The sequence below is a fragment of the Sphingomonas sp. P4_D12 genome, from assembly GCF_056401895.1.
In genome coordinates, this window is sequence record NZ_JBFUIL010000013.1 from 38,833 (window position 1) to 54,275 (window position 15,443).

16 protein-coding genes and 1 pseudogene are annotated in these 15,443 nt (G+C 67.5%); 8 read left to right on the forward strand and 9 right to left on the reverse strand.

Translation table 11 applies throughout. The features are described 5' to 3' along the window. The first annotated feature begins 67 nt into the window (after positions 1-67). The 5 genes from AC1DSD_RS20755 to AC1DSD_RS20775 are packed head-to-tail and all read left to right on the forward strand — an operon-like array spanning position 68 to position 4,178. Positions 68-1,198 carry a DegT/DnrJ/EryC1/StrS family aminotransferase gene (locus tag AC1DSD_RS20755; protein ID WP_478032753.1) on the forward strand — a complete coding sequence of 377 codons (1,131 nt, stop codon included), beginning with the start codon at positions 68-70 and terminating at the stop codon, positions 1,196-1,198. Further along, the gene (locus AC1DSD_RS20760) at positions 1,195-2,034 is read left to right on the forward strand and encodes a transketolase (protein WP_478032755.1); all 840 of its coding nucleotides are present in this window, start codon (positions 1,195-1,197) and stop codon (positions 2,032-2,034) included. Before AC1DSD_RS20755 ends, AC1DSD_RS20760 begins: the two co-directional genes overlap by 4 nt. Beyond that, positions 2,027-2,935 carry a transketolase family protein gene (locus AC1DSD_RS20765; protein WP_478032756.1) on the forward strand — a complete coding sequence of 303 codons (909 nt, stop codon included), beginning with the start codon at positions 2,027-2,029 and terminating at the stop codon, positions 2,933-2,935. Before AC1DSD_RS20760 ends, AC1DSD_RS20765 begins: the two co-directional genes overlap by 8 nt. Further along, entirely contained in the window at positions 2,935-3,651 is a 717-nt protein-coding gene (locus AC1DSD_RS20770) for a sugar transferase (protein ID WP_478032757.1), read from the forward strand. Before AC1DSD_RS20765 ends, AC1DSD_RS20770 begins: the two co-directional genes overlap by 1 nt. Next, entirely contained in the window at positions 3,651-4,178 is a 528-nt protein-coding gene (locus AC1DSD_RS20775; RefSeq protein ID WP_478032772.1) for a GNAT family N-acetyltransferase, read from the forward strand. Before AC1DSD_RS20770 ends, AC1DSD_RS20775 begins: the two co-directional genes overlap by 1 nt. On the opposite strand, the gene AC1DSD_RS20780 is transcribed toward AC1DSD_RS20775, so the two are convergent. Genes AC1DSD_RS20780 through AC1DSD_RS20805 form a run of 6 tightly spaced genes read right to left on the reverse strand, consistent with a single transcriptional unit; the run spans position 4,165 to position 11,486 of the window. Next, positions 4,165-5,349, reverse strand: coding sequence for a hypothetical protein (locus AC1DSD_RS20780; protein WP_478032759.1), 1,185 nt, complete (start codon positions 5,347-5,349; stop codon positions 4,165-4,167). The two genes, AC1DSD_RS20775 and AC1DSD_RS20780, sit on opposite strands and share 14 nt — an antisense overlap. Positions 5,350-5,361: 12 nt before the next feature. Further along, positions 5,362-7,563: a GumC family protein gene (locus AC1DSD_RS20785; RefSeq protein ID WP_478032774.1), complete on the reverse strand. Its 2,202-nt coding sequence runs from the start codon at positions 7,561-7,563 to the stop codon at positions 5,362-5,364. Further along, entirely contained in the window at positions 7,563-8,288 is a 726-nt protein-coding gene (locus AC1DSD_RS20790) for a polysaccharide biosynthesis/export family protein (RefSeq protein ID WP_478032760.1), read from the reverse strand. The genes AC1DSD_RS20785 and AC1DSD_RS20790 overlap by 1 nt, the downstream gene beginning before the upstream one ends. After that, on the reverse strand, positions 8,285-9,751 hold the full coding sequence (locus AC1DSD_RS20795; protein WP_478032761.1) for a hypothetical protein: 1,467 nt from the start codon (positions 9,749-9,751) through the stop codon (positions 8,285-8,287). The genes AC1DSD_RS20790 and AC1DSD_RS20795 overlap by 4 nt, the downstream gene beginning before the upstream one ends. Then, entirely contained in the window at positions 9,751-10,806 is a 1,056-nt protein-coding gene (locus tag AC1DSD_RS20800) for an amidohydrolase family protein (protein WP_478032763.1), read from the reverse strand. The genes AC1DSD_RS20795 and AC1DSD_RS20800 overlap by 1 nt, the downstream gene beginning before the upstream one ends. A 2-nt stretch (positions 10,807-10,808) precedes the next feature. Then, positions 10,809-11,486, reverse strand: coding sequence for a class I SAM-dependent methyltransferase (locus AC1DSD_RS20805; protein ID WP_478032764.1), 678 nt, complete (start codon positions 11,484-11,486; stop codon positions 10,809-10,811). A gap of 196 nt (positions 11,487-11,682) precedes the next feature. Between AC1DSD_RS20805 and AC1DSD_RS20810 the strand changes: the two genes are divergently transcribed. The 3 genes from AC1DSD_RS20810 (at position 11,683) to AC1DSD_RS20820 (ending at position 14,064) form a co-directional block, all read left to right on the forward strand. Further along, complete coding sequence (locus AC1DSD_RS20810) at positions 11,683-11,940, forward strand: hypothetical protein (protein WP_478032765.1); 258 nt, start codon at positions 11,683-11,685, stop codon at positions 11,938-11,940. Between the two features lie 67 nt (positions 11,941-12,007). Next, entirely contained in the window at positions 12,008-13,369 is a 1,362-nt protein-coding gene (locus tag AC1DSD_RS20815) for an O-antigen ligase family protein (protein ID WP_478032767.1), read from the forward strand. Next, positions 13,366-14,064, forward strand: coding sequence for a TylF/MycF/NovP-related O-methyltransferase (locus AC1DSD_RS20820; protein WP_478032768.1), 699 nt, complete (start codon positions 13,366-13,368; stop codon positions 14,062-14,064). Before AC1DSD_RS20815 ends, AC1DSD_RS20820 begins: the two co-directional genes overlap by 4 nt. Here the strand turns inward: AC1DSD_RS20820 and AC1DSD_RS20825 are convergent, their stop codons facing one another. From AC1DSD_RS20825 to AC1DSD_RS20835, 3 genes and pseudogenes are all read right to left on the reverse strand, one after another. Beyond that, positions 14,065-14,415 carry a cupredoxin domain-containing protein gene (locus AC1DSD_RS20825; protein WP_478032769.1) on the reverse strand — a complete coding sequence of 117 codons (351 nt, stop codon included), beginning with the start codon at positions 14,413-14,415 and terminating at the stop codon, positions 14,065-14,067. It abuts the gene before it with no gap. 70 nt (positions 14,416-14,485) lie between these two features. After that, the gene (locus AC1DSD_RS20830) at positions 14,486-15,238 is read right to left on the reverse strand and encodes a TorF family putative porin (protein ID WP_478032771.1); all 753 of its coding nucleotides are present in this window, start codon (positions 15,236-15,238) and stop codon (positions 14,486-14,488) included. Further along, positions 15,192-15,443, reverse strand: a pseudogene (locus tag AC1DSD_RS20835) (S8 family peptidase); the annotation flags it as partial. The pseudogene AC1DSD_RS20835 and the gene AC1DSD_RS20830, both read right to left, overlap by 47 nt.

Below are 15,443 nucleotides of genomic sequence, written 5' to 3' on the forward strand. Positions count from 1 at the left end.
AACCAGGCACCAATTCCGTAGTCGGCGGGCCATGCCCCGTTAGTGCGCGGTAAGGGGTTGCGAGTTCATGTCATTGCGGGAGCTTCCAGTCCCGTTCTTCGACTGGAAGGCACTCTATGCCGAGCGTGCCGAAGAATATCGCCGGATCGTTGACGAGACCGCATCGGCGGGCGGATTCATCCTGCAAGCGGCGGTCGACGCGTTCGAGGCGGCGCTCGCGGCCTATCTGGGCGTACGCCACGCGATCGGCCTGTCGGACTGCACTAATGCGATGCTGCTGGGCCTGCGCGCGTCGGGTCTCAAGCCGGGCGACGAAGTGATCATGCCCGGCCATGGCTTCATCGCGGCGGCGCAATCGATCCATTTCGCCGGCGGGACGGTGGTGCCCGTGGAACTGAAGGACCACGACTGGCTAATCGATCCCGACGCAATCCGCGCCGCGATCACGCCCTATACCCGCGCGATCATGGCAGTGCACGTCAACGGGCGGGTCTGCGACATGGCAGCGATCCGGGCGATTGCCGACGATCGCGGCCTGCTGGTGGTTGAGGACGCGGCGCAGGCGCTCGGCGCGACGATCGACGGCGTGCCGGCCGGCAGGTTCGGCCAATGGGGAGCGTTCAGTTTCTATCCGTCCAAGACTTTGGGCTGTTTCGGCGATGCCGGCGCGCTGGTCACCGATGACGATGCCATCGCCGAGCGCGTCCGGGCGATGCGCAACCATGGCGCCGGGCCCGACAAGATCATCCCGGCGGACTGCGCGGTCTGGGGAACCAATGCGCGGATCGACAATCTCCACGCCGCGATCCTGACCTACAAGCTCGGCTGGTACGATCAGGCGATCGCCCGGCGACGCGCGATCGCGGCACGTTATCACGATGCGTTCCAAGGGATTGCCGAACTCGATTTGCCGCCCTCGCCCGACGCCGATCCCACGCGGTTCGATGTCTTCCAGAATTACGAGACGTGCTGCGACCGCCGCGACAAGCTGCGCGTCCATCTGACCAATCTCGGAATCGGGACGATCGTGCAATGGGGCGGGACCGGCATCCACCAATTCCGCAACCTGGGGCTCGAACGGCTGTTGCCGCGTACCGACCGCTTCTTCGCACGATCGCTGCTGATCCCGATGAACCATTTGCTGAGCGATGCGCAGGTCGGCCGTGTCATCGACGGCGTGCGGGGGTTCTTCGCATGAAGATCGAGCCGATCGCGCCGCCCGATACGGTCGACCTCGCGCTCCGATTGCGCCGCCACGTGGTGCGCATGTGCAGTCGCGGCGGCAGCTCGCATGTCGGATCGTGCCTGTCGATGGCCGACATCATCGCGGTGCTTTACGGCGATACGCTGCGCGTCGATCCGACCGACTCGAGCTGGGCCGGCCGCGACCGGTTCATCCTGTCCAAGGGCCATGCCGGGGCGTGCGTCTATGCGGCGCTTGCCGAGCGTGGCTTCTTCCCGCTCGCCGATCTCGACCACCATTATGCCAACGGCTCCAACCTGTCGGGCCATGTCAGCCACAAAGGGGTCGCCGGTGTCGAACTCTCGACCGGATCGCTCGGCCATGGCCTGGGGATCGGCGCAGGCATGGCATTCCAGCTACGCCGGATGGGCGGCGACCAGCGCGTCTATGTCGTGCTGAGCGACGGCGAATGCGACGAGGGGTCGAATTGGGAAGCGATCCTGTTCGCCGCGCACCATCGCCTGGGCAATTTGTGCGCGGTCGTCGACTACAACAAATTGCAGAGCATCGCGCCCGTCGCCGAGACGATCGCACTCGAACCCTTTGCCGACAAATGGCGCGCATTCGGCTGGGCGGTCGAGCGGATCGACGGGCACGATCATCAGGCGCTCAAGGCCGCCCTCGCGCGCTCCACACAAACCGACCGACCCAGCTGCATCATCGCCGATACGATCAAGGGCCGCGGTGTCTCGTTCATGGAGAACCAGGTGCTGTGGCATTATCGCTCGCCGCAGGGCGAGGAATTCGCCGCGGCGATGCGCGAACTGGGCGTGGAGGCGCGCGATGCGTGACGCGTTCGTCCGCGCGCTGACCGAGCTCGCCGGCGAGGATCCGCGCGTGCTGCTGGTCAATGGCGATCTGGGCTTCGGCGTCCTGACCGACTTTATCGAGCGCTTCCCCGGCAATTACGTCAATGCCGGGGTCGCCGAGCAGAACATGACCGCGATCGCGTGCGGCGCGGCGCTGACCGGCGCGCGCAGTTATACCTATTCGATCGGCAATTTCCCGACGCTGCGGTGCCTCGAACAATTGCGCAACGACGTCTGCTACCATCATGCCGACGTCACCGTGGTCGCGGTCGGCGGCGGCTTTTCCTACGGCCAGCTCGGCATGTCGCATTTCGCGACCGAGGACCTCGCGATCCTGCGCGCGCTGCCCGATATGACCGTCGTCGCACCCTCGGATCCGTGGCAGGCCTATGCACTGGCCCGCCAGCTCCATGCGCGCGGCGGGCCCGCCTATCTCAGGATCGACAAGAGCCGCGCCGGATTGCCCGAAGGCCACGTCATCCTGGGCGAGGCTCGGCAGGTGCGCGATGGCGATGACGCGGTGATCTTCGCGACCGGCGGCATCCTGGGTGAAGCGGTCGCCGCCGCCGATACGCTTGCCGCGGAGGGCGCGGCGGTGCGCGTGATCGACGTCCACACGATCAAGCCGCTCGACGCCGCCGCCATTTGCGATGCCGCGCGCATTTGCGGCCATGTCGTCACGCTCGAGGAGCACAATATCGTCGGCGGGCTCGGCGCGGCGGTCGCCGAGGCCTGTCTCGATGGCGGTGTCGCGTTGCGCAGCTTCCAGCGCCTCGGCCTGGCCGACTGCTTCCCCGACATCGTCGGCGACCAGGCCTGGCTGCGCGCGCGCTACGGCATGGATCGCGCCGCGGTGCTCGCCGCACTCCGGGCGGTTCTGTGATGGCCAAGCGCGCGTTCGACGTCGTCGTTTCAGTCGTCTTGCTCGCCCTGGCGTCGCCGGTCCTCGCGGTCGCGATGCTCGCGATATGGCTGCAGGACGGCCAGTCGCCGCTCCATCGCGGGGTTCGCGTCGGCCGCGGCAATCGCGACTTTAGGATGATCAAGCTCCGATCGATGGCGGTGGATGCCGAAGCGCTCGGCGGCACGTCGACCGCGCGCGGCGATCCGCGCATCACCCCGCTAGGCCGCAAGCTGCGTTGCTGGAAGATCGACGAGCTGCCGCAATTCTGGAACGTGCTGATCGGCGAGATGAGCCTGGTCGGTCCGCGCCCCAACACGCGCCGGGGCGGCGTCGATCGCTACACGTCGGCCGAATTGAAACTGCTCGAAATCCGCCCCGGCATTACCGATTTGTCCTCGATCGTTTTCGCTGACGAAGGCGATATCATCGACAGCGCGGCCGATCCCGATTCCGCCTATGACATCTTGATCAGGCCGTGGAAGAGCCGGTTGGGCCTGCTCTACATCGAGCGTGGCGACATCTCCACCGACCTGCACTTGCTCTGGCTGACCGCGCTGGCGATCGTCGCGCGGCCTGCCGCGTTGCGCGGGGTCGATGCGATCCTGGCACGATGGGGCGCCGATCCCGAACTGCGCCGCGTTTGCGCACGATCGGCGCCATTACCGGTCGCTCAGCCGCGGGAGCCGGCGACGTGATGATATTCTTCAGCCACGGGCCGAGCGATCCGCCGCCGCCGCTCCTGCGCCTGCCGCCCGACATGACCTTGCGCCGCTGGCAAGCGGGCAAGCCCGGTCTACCCCCGCGCGGATCGCGCACCCCGGTGAATTTCGTCTGGTGGCTGCTCAACCGGCTGGGCTTCTTCGCAACCGATGAGTTCACCGAGCTTACGGTCTGGCACGGCGGAACCCTGGTCCATCGCCTGCTGGTAACGCCACGTTGGCACCGCTTGCCGTTCATGGCGCCCGACGATCTCGAAGTCGGCAATATCTGGACCAGACCCGATGCGCGCGGCCAGAAACTGGCGCCAGCGGTCATCGGCGAAGCGCATCGCCTGTTCGGCGATCGCGAGCGGCGGTGGTGGTGGTTGACCGACGACGACAATGCGGCGTCGATCGCGAGTGCGACGCGCTGCAATTACCGCCGGCTCGGGACAGGCTACAAGACGCGCCCGCTCGGCATCACCCTGTGGGGTCAGTACCGGTTCAAGCCTATCGCCGAGTGATCGCCACTGATGCGATAGCGCCTGCCCGCTCGCCCGAGGTGCCGCCGGGACGCAGCGTCAATGTCAGCCATTGCCCTTCACATCCCACCGGGACGGCGACGTCCACGACTGCCGCGGCGCTCGATGCTGACGGCACGTCCAGCCGAGCGAGTGTCGCACCACCCTGCTCGCCGCAGGTCAACGACCAATAAGGCGCGTCGTTCGGTGTCGCCGACGCCGCCATCGTGGCCAGCCGATAATTGCCCGGGGGAAGCAGCAGCAATTGCGCCGCGACCTGCCCTCCCCGACCCGGCTCCGACCGCCAGCCAAGCGCAGGGCGGCCATCGGCGATGCTGCGCTCAGCGCCGATGTCGCCGCGTTCGGTGAAGCTCCAGCCGAAAGGATAGCTTCCGGTCGCGTCAGCAAAGCCACCGTCGACCACCAGGCGCGGCTGTTCTTTCCCGCTCGAGAAGGCAGCGCGCACCCGGCCCGCCAACGCGAAGCGGCGCTCGTCCACCAACCGCGCGATCAAGGCGCGATCGACGCCATTGCCGGTAACCAGACCGCGATCGCGCATGTGCAGGAGCACGGCCGCCGCTCCGTCGCTATCGCCATTGGCGACGGCATAATTCAGGAACATCAGCCGCCAGTCGCTCGGCCGGTCGAGCATCCGCGCGATCGGCGCGACCAGGCCGGGGTCGCTCGTCGCGCCGGCCAGCACCGGGAACAAAGTTGGCGCCGCTGCCGCCGTGGTCCGGAGCGCCACGTCGAAGTCGCGCAGCGCATGGCCGACATCGCCGCGATCGACCGAGCGCTGGATCAGCCACAATCGGGTCGGCAGGCTGCGCCGGCTGATCGCGTCGGACAGGTCGAACAATTGCGCCGTACGCGTCGGGTTGCGCGCCGCCTCGACGTCGATCGCGCGAAACTCGATCGCCGCATTCTGGGTAAGATCGCGCGCCAGCGTCGCCTGGGTCAGCGCGCGGATCGACGGATCGGTCGCGCCGCGGCCGTCCTCGACCAGCTTGCGCGCGGCCGCCATCGCGATCCGCGCATCGTAGGGCGCCACGCTCGCGGCAGCGACCGGATCGCTCCGCACCAACCATTGCGCGGTTCCGGCCTGAACGATCCCCGCCGCCGCCACCAGGGCGCCGGCGACGATCGCACCACGCCAGACCATCGGCGACGGCATCAGCCGCTCGACCTAGCGGCCATAGCCATATTCATAGCCGTATCCGTAGCCGTACCCGAGATGCGCGCGCTTCGCCTCGAACTTGGTGAGGACGGCGCCGAGCACATTGGCGTGCGCGGTCGCCAGGCGGTTGAGCGCGTTGCGCACCACGCCCGCCTGGGTCGAACGCGCCTCGACGACGAAGATAACTGCCTCCACGGCCGAGGCGACCAGCGGTGCATCGGCCAGTCCGATCACCGGCGGCGAGTCGACGATGACATGGTCGAACCGCTCCTGCAGCCGTTCGATCAGCACTCGCAGCCGCTCGCCGGTCAACAGATCGGCGGCGTTGGGCGGCGGCGGCCCCGCCGGCATCACGCTCAAGCCTTCGTGGCTGGTGGCGTGAATCGAAGCGTCGAGATCGTCGCTGCCGGCCAGGAAGTTGCTGACCCCGGCCTCGTTTGCGACCCCGAACGCGGAGTGGACTGACGGTGAGCGCAAATCGGCATCGACCAGCACGACTTTGCGATGCGCGCGCGCCAGCGACTGGGCGAGTGCGGTCGCGGTGGTCGACTTGCCCTCGCGCGGCCGCGTGCTGGTGACCGCGAGCGACCGTGGCGTGCCGCGCGCCGTCGACAGTTCGAGATTGGCCTGGACCGCCAGATAGGCTTCGACCAACGGCGAGCGCGGGTCCTCGAGCGCGTCCAGCGGTCCCCCGCTCTTCACCTTGGGCAAGGTGCCGAGCAACGGCAGGCCGAGTTTCTCCTGCGCTTCGCCCGGATCGCCGATCCCTTCGTCGATCTGTTCGAGCGCGGCGGCTAGCGCGACGCCGGCCAGCCCACCCGCGAGGATCGATAGCAACAGGTTGATCATCAGGCTGGGCCGCGACGGCCGGTCGGGCAATTTGGCGGCGTCGACCACCGCGATATTGTTATTCTCGATCCCGCCGGCGACGCCGATCTCCTTATAGCGTTGCAGCAGCGCGCTATAGAGTTCGCGGTTGGTGTCGGCATCGCGCTGGAAGATATTGTACTGGATGCTGCGCTGGCGGAGGTCGGTGAGGTTGCCCTTGAGCGCTTCGACCCGCGCTTGCAGCGCGCGTTCGCGGCCCAATGCCGAGGCATAGGATTGTTGCAGCGATGTGCGCACGCGCCCCTCTTCGGCCGCGATCGCGGAATCGAGCACCTGGACTTGCGATTCGAGCGCTTTGGCCGGCGGGTATTTGGGTTCGAACTGCGACAGCAATTTGGCATATTCGGACGCGGCCTCGGCGCGTTTCTGGCGAAGATCGCCGATCGCCTGACTCCCCAGCGCCTCGCTGCTCGATCCCGGCTGGCGCGCCGCGGCGAGCCGCGCCTGCGCCTCGATCCGTTCGGCGGTTGCGGTGGCGAGCGCTGCATTGAGCGTGGTGATGTCGTCGGTCAGCAACGAGCGGTCGCCGCCGACCGCGCTTCCGGCGCCATCCTTGCCCGAACTCGCCGCCGGCAGGTTGATGATCCCTTGGCTAGAGGCATAACCCACCGCCTGACGCTCTGATTCCTCGAGTTTCTGGCGCAATTGCTCGAGCCGCGTTTCGAGGAATTGCCGGGCATAATCCGACGCCGCGAACCGGCGTTCGAGATTGCCGTCGATGAAATCCTTGCTCCACGTCTGCGCGATCCGCTGCGACCAGAAGGGGTCGGGCGTCTCCGCGGTGACGTCGACCAGCCGCGATCCGCGCACCGGCGCGATCCCGACATGGTCGAGCAGAATCCGCCCCGCCACCTCGACGCGCTTGGTACGCCTCGCCGGGCTGTTCACGTCCACAGCGTTGCCGTCGAACAGATCATCGCGGCCGAACAGCTTGAAGAAATCGCGATTTTCGACCGCGCCGAGATCGCGCGCGACGCGTTCGGACAGCTCCTTGGTCTGGAGCAGGCCATATTGCGTCTGATAGAATTCCTGGTCGCCGATGCTGACGTCGCGTTCGACGCTGTCGATATTGGTGACGCGCGCGGTATCGCGCGAAATCTCCAGCCGCGCGGTCGAGCTGTACTGGCGCGTCATCACCGACGTGACCAGCAGCCCGGCGAGCGCGCCCGCCCCGACGCCACCCAGCAGCACCCACCGCCAGCGCGTTACCGCGCGGATCAGTCGGCGCAGCGGCGGCGTGCGTTGCGCGGCGGGCGGGCCGCCATCCCCTGCGCCGGTCAGCAGCTGGACCTGGCCCAGCATTCGGGGCGAAATCGAATCCATCACCGTATGCGCTCCAGCCCGAGGATCAGTGGCGTCGTCAGCAGCGGCGCCACCTGGAGGAATTTCTGGAACATCCGCCGCGCGTTCGAATCGCCGACGATGATCACGTCGTTGGCGTAGATCTTGGGATCGGGGTACAGCCCGCGCCGGATCGCGCCGAGATTGTAGAGCGCGGCGAGCGGCTTGCCCTCGACCGTGCGGAACACGACGACGTCGTCCATCCGGGCGAATTCGCCGACCCCCTTGGCGGTCGCGACCGCGCGCATCAGCGTGATGTTGCCGATCGCCGGATAGCTGCCTGGTTGGGTGACCTGGCCGTCGACGGTGAAGACCTGGCTGGTCGTCTCCTCCAGGTTCACCGTCACTTGCGGGTCGCGGACATAGATTCCGCGCAGCCGCTTATCGATCGCCAGCGCGAGCTCCTTGGGCGTCTGGCCTGAAGCGTCGATCTCGCCGACCAGCGGCATCGAGAGATGCCCGGCGGCATCGGTCTGGAACGTGCCACTGAGCTCGGGCACACCGAACACCGCGATGTTGAGCTTGTCGAGCGGACCGACGCGATACGGTGTCGTCCCGGCGACAAGATCGGCACCGCCCGGCGGGGGCAGGTCCTTGAGCGCGGTCACCGCCATCGGCTCGGACGTCTCGCCGAGCCGTGGGCCGTTGGAGCATCCCGCCAGCACCAGCGCGCTCGCGACGAGCGCCAGGGTCGCGCGCGCGGTCACAGATGGATCCTCAACGCGAGCTGGAACACGGTCTGCGCCTGGAACGGGTTGATCCCGAGATCGGTGGCGCGGACGCCGCGCTTGCTGCGAACGTTGAGCGCTTCGGCAAGGACCGTCACCCGGCTGGTCAGAGTGTAGCGCGCGGCGACGGTGGTGGACCAGCCGTCCTCATTGTCGAGCGGCGACATCTCGCTGCCATGTTCGCGCGTGTTGAACGCCTCGACCCGCGCGCTGATCGCGAGCTTGTCGCCGATCCGCCGCGTCACCATCGCATAGGCCGAATTGAAATAGGTGTGGACCCAGGGAACGCCGTTCTCCTCGAACCCCATGATCGTCGAGCCGCTCATGCCCTGGATCAGCAGCTTGGTATTGGCGCCGAGATCGGCGTTGATCCCCAGGTTCCAGAAGCGCGTGCGCCAGCCCCATTGCCCGGTCGGCTTGAACGCCTCCGGATTGCCGCGATTGTCGTAATAGAACAGCGCCACGCCGAACGGCCAGGGCGGCCGCCAGTCGAGCCGAGCATAGAAGCCGGGACGGTTGTCGAGTTCGATCGTCGAGCGCGTTCGGTCTTCCTGCAACAGCTTGATGAATGAATTGAGCGGCGGCAGCGGGAAATGGCCGAAGCCGGTCGCTTTCTCGTCATGCAGCGCCCAGCCGCGGAACGACAGCAAGGTGCCCGACGTATCGTTGCCCGCGAACACCCCGCCGGTGAACGACAATTCGTGCTGGCCCAGGCTGGCGCGCAAGGAGCCCTCGACGCCCAGGACCTTCACTTCCTCGCCGACCCAGGAATTGATCGTCGAGGGCGTGATCGTGTTGACCACGCTCCACGCACCGCCGGTCGAATGTTCGAGCGAGATTTCGGGCCACATCAATCCGGCGCGCGCCTGGAACCCGATTTTGCCCGATTGCTGGGGCAGAAAGTTCACGAACGCCTCGATCAGGTCGAACTTGTTTTCCTGATCGCGCTGCCACGCACCCGAAACGTTGGCGCTGAGCGAAGGCGTGAAGCGCGGCAGCCAGATCAGATCGGCTTCGACCGGCACGGCATAAGCGCGATAGTCGCCATTCTGCGTCCCCTGGAACCGCGTCTTGCCCAGGCCGCCGTTCGTGAACGACTTCTCGCCATTGGCGAGCGCGAGCCGTGCGTCGAGCAGGATCGAGATCGTATTCTTCGACAATATGTCGGTGCGCGGCATCGACGGCACGGCATCGGGCGGCGGTGCCGCCGCATCGGTCGCAGTGACCGGTTGGGTGCCGTCCGCGGGCGCATTAGTCGCGCTGTCGGCGGGCACATCCTGCGGTGTCGGGACGGGAGTTGTCGACGGCGCAGGCGTCGCAGTCGGGGCCGACGCTGGGGCGGCGTTAGGATCGGGCGCGGTCTGCGCGGCAGCGGGGACCACCGTCATCGCCGCCAGGACAAACGCGCTGGCCGAGCCAAGGCGGAACGCAACAAACTTCATCAATACCTCCCGGATGTCGGTTCTGGGGTGCGTGCGTTGGTCCAGCGCACCACCGTGCCGATGGTCATTTCGGCGCCGTGATCGGCGTGGCTGCCGAGACGAGGCGCAAGGTCGGGGCACGCCACCCGCACCACCCCGTTGGCGACGACGAGCAGCACATCCACCGCACGCGCCTCGACCAGCGGACGGCGCAGCAGGATCAGATCGGCGCGGCCACCCGGATCGAGCGCCGGCGGATCGAGACCAAGCCGGGCGGCTGCGACCGCGCCGACCGCGCCTTCGAGCCGCTCGTCGCTCAATCCGCCGATAGCGCGCGCGCAGGCCAGTTCGTCGAGCAGATCGCCCGCCCCGGTCAGCAGCGAATCGCTGCCGAGCAGCACGTCGATCCCATCGTCGAGTAACGCTGCCGGCGCGGTGCGGCCGAACAGGAAAAGGTTGGAACTCGGGCACCAGACAAGCGCCGCGCCCGACGCCCGGAACCGGGCTACGCCATCGGAATCCATGCCGACGCCGTGCACCGCGATCAGGTCGCGCGTGAGCAGCCCCTTCGCCGCGATTGCCCGGACTTCGTCGGCGGCGGCCTCATCGACGCCTTCGGCCAGGTGCAGGCCGAACCGCTCGCCCTCCCCGACGCCGTCCAGGTCGGGAGTCATGCCGAGCGAATCCGCGCTGGCGAGCGGCACCACGCGGATCGGGAAATCGCGGTCGAACGCTTCTTCCCACGCGTCGTGATGGACGACCGACGTGACGCCCGCGAACAGATTCTTCCACGCCCCCCCCAGCAACGCCTCTCGCCGCGGCCGTGCGCGGCCATGTGCGATGCGACGGCGATAGCGCGTCTGAATGTCGCGGGCCCATTGATAGGCATTGCCATAACCGGGCCGCCCCAGCCGCCCGTAATGGTTGCGGTGGAGATGATCGTGCGCGTTGATCAGGCCCGGCCGCACCTCAGCGTCGGGGCAATCGAGGACGATGTCGAACCGCCCTTCCGCCGCGACGATGCGCTCGCCCTCGATCGCGACGGCGCGGTTGCGAGCGTTGACCAGCATCCGCATCCTCAGCCCTCCCGCCGAAAAGCGAGCGCGAGCACGACCGGGAGGTCGAGATGCTCGCGATACAGTGCGCCGCGCCCGGCGGCTTCGTAGAGCGGCTGGACGGCGGGACCGATCACCGCTTCACGTGTCGCCACCGGCACAAGCCCGACGGCACGCGCCGCGCCGGCATGTGCCGACAGATCGTGGACGTGATGCTCGACCTCGTGCACGCCTTCATCATCGCGGAAGGTGCGGCGGTGCCCGGCGGCATGCGCCTCAGCATGGAAATCGCTGACCAGGATCATCCCGCCCGGCGCGGTGACGCGTGCCAGCTCGGCATAAGCGCGGTCGATCACCGGCAAATGCCCCAGCACCAGCCGGCACCAGACCACGTCGAAATAGCGATCCGGAAAGGGCAAATGGCGGACGTCGCCGACCAGTGTCCGGACGCCCGGCATGACCGCGCCGCGTCCGATCCCGGCGTCGAGCATTTCGGGACTAAGGTCGATCCCGACCGCCTCGGCCGCGCCGCAGTCGATCAGGCGACGGCCGACCCCGCAGCCGACGTCGAGCAGGCGCTTGTCGGCAAGCGGCGGGCTGATCGGCGCGACGAGTTGATCCTCGAGCAGGCTGATCGCCGTCTCGCGCGCATAAATCGGCGCCCATCGCCGATATCCGTCGCGTGCGCTCAACGCCGACATGCGGGCCGCCCCAGAAAAGACCGGTTGCTGATGAGACGCACCCTTTTCACCCCAATTGCTGCCCATCTGTTCCCGGTGCGACGGACGGGGTTCAACGTGCGGATTTTTGCACGGCGGCGTTGAACCCTGCCCACCCACGACGGCACTGACGATTGGTTCGCGTTGGGCGAGCCGCGCAGAAAAGGGGTGTGCATCAATGCGCCTGAGCAACGTCATCGCCGCCACCGCGGCCCTTTCGCTGATCGCCGTTCCGACCATCGCCGCGGCATCGCCCGCCAATCCGGCGGCCAAGCTGTCGCTCGCCAACAAGGACGCCCGCGCGGGCGCCAAGGTTAAGGGCAACAAAGCGAGCGGCGGTGGGTCGGGTTTTCTTTATGCCGGCCTCGCCATCGCGGTGGTCGTGGTCGCCGCGGTTGCGCTAGGGCACAACGGCAGCAAGCCCGCCAGCTCGTAAACAATCTCCAGCGGGTGGTCGGGAATAGCGGCCGTCGCGCCGCTATTCCCATCGCGAGGGGCAGGCATTGGCCACACAGAGAGCCGCTAGCCGATACGGGCAGCGCTATCGCCTGATTGTCGCTATCGCGCTGCTGGTGGCGCTCGCCGCGCTGGGGGGCGCGTCGCGATACGATGAGGACCAGCAGATGCTGGCTCGCCTCGCCGCCATCGCCTCGATCGTCGCGACCTTGTGGCCGCTCGAGATCGAAACCCTGCGGCGATGCAAATGGCTGCTGGCCATGATCGCCGCGGCTTACGGCCTGGTCCTGATCCAGCTGATCCCGTTGCCGCCGTCGCTCTGGGCAATGCTGCCCGGGCACGACATTTATGCGCGGATCGCCGTGGCGAGCGGGGCAGTGCGCTGGCGGCCGCTCAGCCTGACTCCCGACCTCACGATCAACACGCTCGGTGCGCTGCTGCCGGCGACCGCGGCAACGCTCGCCTGCCTGTATTGCGACAGCCGCTCGCGACTATGGCTCGCCTGGGCCGTGGTCACGATCGCGTTGGTCAGCGCACTCGCCGGGGCGATCCAGCTCGCCCCCGGCGGCGACGCACTGCATTTCTATCGCGAAAGCAGCGAAAATGCCCCGATCGGGCTGTTCGCCAACCGCAATCACCAGGCCGCGTTGATGGCCTGCGCGTTGCCGTTTGCCGGCGCATTGGCGGGTCTGTTGTTGCGACGGGGCGGCCGGCCGCGCGTGGTGGCCGGCGCCACATTGATCGCGGTCGCCCTGTTGCTGTTCGGCGGCATCGCCACGGGATCGCGGATGGGCCTGTTGCTCGCCACGATCGGACTCGGTGCCGGCCTGTGGGCCTATGCCGCGACAGGCCAGCGGCTGGTGCCGGTTCGCCGCCTGCACTGGGCGGGCGTCGCCGCGGCGCTGATCGGAGCGACAGCAACCACCGCTGCCGCCGCCATGCGCAGCGGCGCGGTCGATCGGCTGATGCATACCGACGCCGCGAGCGAAAGCCGTACCGCAATGGTCGGGCCGTTGCTCGACACGGCACGCGCGTTCCTGCCCTGGGGCGCCGGTTTCGGGTCGTTCAGCGACGTCTATCGCCGCTTCGAGCCCGATGCCTTGCTGTCGACCATCTATATGAACCAGGCGCATAACGAGCCGCTGCAGCTCGCGATCGAGGGCGGCGTGCCCGCGCTGGTGCTGCTCGGCTTGTTCGTTTGGTGGTGGGCGCGCACCGCGGTCGCCGTCGTGCGGACGCGCGAGTCGGTGACGCGTCGGACGCTAGGCATTGCCGCGATCGGCATGACGGTCATCCTGATGGCGTCGAGCCTGGTCGACTATCCACTGCGGACGCCCCTGCTCGGCGCGCTGTTCGCGATCGCCGCGATGATGATGCTACGCGCGGCGCCGGCCCCGGTCCGGCCATGACGCCTCGGCAAGGCTGGCGCGGCCTGCCGGGGCGGGCGCTACGCACGCTCGTCGCCTCGCGCGGCGCGATCATGGCGCCGCTTGGCGCGGGCTGGGAGGCCGAACTGCCGCTGATCCGCGCGACGCGGCGGCTGGTGCCGATGCTGTTGAGCGACGCGGCGGCATTGCAGATCCTGATCGCGGTGCGCGCCGCGCGACGGCTCGACGGGGCGATGGCCGAGGTCGGCGTCTTCCAGGGTGGTAGCGCGCGGCTGATCTGCCACGCCAAGGGCGATACACCCCTCCATCTGTTCGACGTGTTCGAGACGCTGCAAGCCAGCGACGCCGCCACCGCGAGCGGCGACGCGGCGACGGTGCGCGACCATTTCAGGACGACGCATGGCCGACGATCGGCGGTCGAAACGCTGCTCGCTCCCTATCCCGGCGTGCATGTCCACGCCGGCGTCTTCCCGGAAACCGCTTATGTCGTCGCCGACGAGCGCTTCGCGTTCGTCCATCTCGACCTCGACCTGCCTGGCGCCACGCGCGACGCGCTCGACTTCTTCCATCCGCGGCTGGTGCCGGGCGGGATTCTGATCGGCGACGATTATGCCGATCGCGACGTGCGCGAGGTGTTCGGGGCGTTCTTCGCCGACCGCCTCGACACCGTGATCGAATTGCCTTGGGGCCAGGTGATGGTGGTCAGACAGGGCTGATCATTTGGCCGCGACCTTCAGCGTGCCGCGCATCATCGAATGGAAGATGCAATAGAATGGGATGGTGCCGGCTTTCTGCAGCGTCATCCGCCCGCTCTGCCCCGGTGCGATGCGCAGGTCGAAGCTGTGGTCGCGTGCGGTCACCGTATGCGGGACGGAGTCGCGATTGACCCAGACGATCGTGTCGCCGACCTTGGCGCCGCCGGGCAGCGCGCCGTAATTCATGTTCGCCATGACCACAGTATATTGCTTCGGCGCCGTCTGTGAGGTGGCGGCAACCGTCACCGACAGCGCGCCGAGCGCAGCGCCGACCCGCGCCATCCTGAACATCATCGTCATGCGAACACCCATGGGCCCGATCCTTCCAGCTGGTTTCAGGAAGGTTGATGCCGCCCGGGCCACTAAAGGTTTAAGCCGCGTGTCAGAAACTCCAGCTTGCCCCCGCGGTCAGGGCGAGTTTGCTGTGGAGCTCGCCGGAATAATATTCCTTTCCCGGCCCCCCGCCCGACAGCGCGGCATGGAGGTCGAAATTCCCGAGTTCGCGCGACACGCCCGCGCGCCAGTCATACCGTGCCTCGCGGCCAGGAATATATCGCGCCGGCGTCGTGAGATAGACGAGCGACCCCAGATGGCCAGTGAGTCGCCAGTGCTCCGCCGGCCTGATCGTGGCTTCGACCTCACCGTAAAGCGTCGAAACACCGGACTGATAATAATCGGGTGAATAATAAACGCGCGCCGAAAACGGATCGGAGGCTAGGCCGAGATAGATTTCGGTATAATCGTGCGCGCGACTTTTGCGATCGGGAGCGCGATATTGGCTACGCGTCACGCCGGCGTCGATCGACAGCTTCTGGTTCAGCCTGCGGACATAGCCGATATTGCCCTGAACCCCGAGGAACAGCGGATCGTCATGGCCGATCTCGCCCGTGGCGGACAGGTTGAGATAGACCCCGCTGTCGTCGTCATAGCCGATCTGCGCGGTCGCCACCGGCCGCCCGGCGCTGAGTGAATAGCCGCGCAGGCGATAATCGCTCTCGATGTCGACGCTGCCGCTGACCTGGGCGAATGCGGGGGTTGCGGCGAAGGACGAAAGCGACAGGGCGGCCAGCGCACCAAGGCGTCGGGCGCTAGCGCCGTCCCGCGAGCCGGTGGTCGATCGCGCACGAGCAATCACAGGCCGGCGATGTCCCGACCAGGGTCGCGCAGGCGTCGATCGCGCCGCCCGCCATGCGGTTCAGCGCGATCCGTGTCGCGCGACCGCTGGACTGGCGCACCAGCGCGATCAGCCCGCTGACATGCGCGACCGCATAGGAACTGCCATTGACGAGGTACCATTTACCCCCCGGTTGTGTCGTCGGCACGTCGCGACCGGGCGCAAT

Bases quoted from the DNA above. Each gene is read 5' to 3' on its own strand.
- AC1DSD_RS20755 (WP_478032753.1), top strand. From the start codon at position 68: ATGTCATTGCGGGAGCTTCCAGTCCCGTTCTTCGACTGGAAGGCACTC.
- AC1DSD_RS20760 (WP_478032755.1), top strand. From the start codon at position 1,195: ATGAAGATCGAGCCGATCGCGCCGCCCGATACGGTCGACCTCGCGCTC.
- AC1DSD_RS20765 (WP_478032756.1), top strand. From the start codon at position 2,027: ATGCGTGACGCGTTCGTCCGCGCGCTGACCGAGCTCGCCGGCGAGGAT.
- AC1DSD_RS20770 (WP_478032757.1), top strand. From the start codon at position 2,935: ATGGCCAAGCGCGCGTTCGACGTCGTCGTTTCAGTCGTCTTGCTCGCC.
- AC1DSD_RS20775 (WP_478032772.1), top strand. From the start codon at position 3,651: ATGATATTCTTCAGCCACGGGCCGAGCGATCCGCCGCCGCCGCTCCTG.
- AC1DSD_RS20780 (WP_478032759.1), bottom strand. From the start codon at position 5,349: ATGCCGTCGCCGATGGTCTGGCGTGGTGCGATCGTCGCCGGCGCCCTG.
- AC1DSD_RS20785 (WP_478032774.1), bottom strand. From the start codon at position 7,563: ATGGATTCGATTTCGCCCCGAATGCTGGGCCAGGTCCAGCTGCTGACC.
- AC1DSD_RS20795 (WP_478032761.1), bottom strand. From the start codon at position 9,751: ATGAAGTTTGTTGCGTTCCGCCTTGGCTCGGCCAGCGCGTTTGTCCTG.
- AC1DSD_RS20800 (WP_478032763.1), bottom strand. From the start codon at position 10,806: ATGCGGATGCTGGTCAACGCTCGCAACCGCGCCGTCGCGATCGAGGGC.
- AC1DSD_RS20805 (WP_478032764.1), bottom strand. From the start codon at position 11,486: ATGTCGGCGTTGAGCGCACGCGACGGATATCGGCGATGGGCGCCGATT.
- AC1DSD_RS20810 (WP_478032765.1), top strand. From the start codon at position 11,683: ATGCGCCTGAGCAACGTCATCGCCGCCACCGCGGCCCTTTCGCTGATC.
- AC1DSD_RS20820 (WP_478032768.1), top strand. From the start codon at position 13,366: ATGACGCCTCGGCAAGGCTGGCGCGGCCTGCCGGGGCGGGCGCTACGC.
- AC1DSD_RS20825 (WP_478032769.1), bottom strand. From the start codon at position 14,415: ATGGGTGTTCGCATGACGATGATGTTCAGGATGGCGCGGGTCGGCGCT.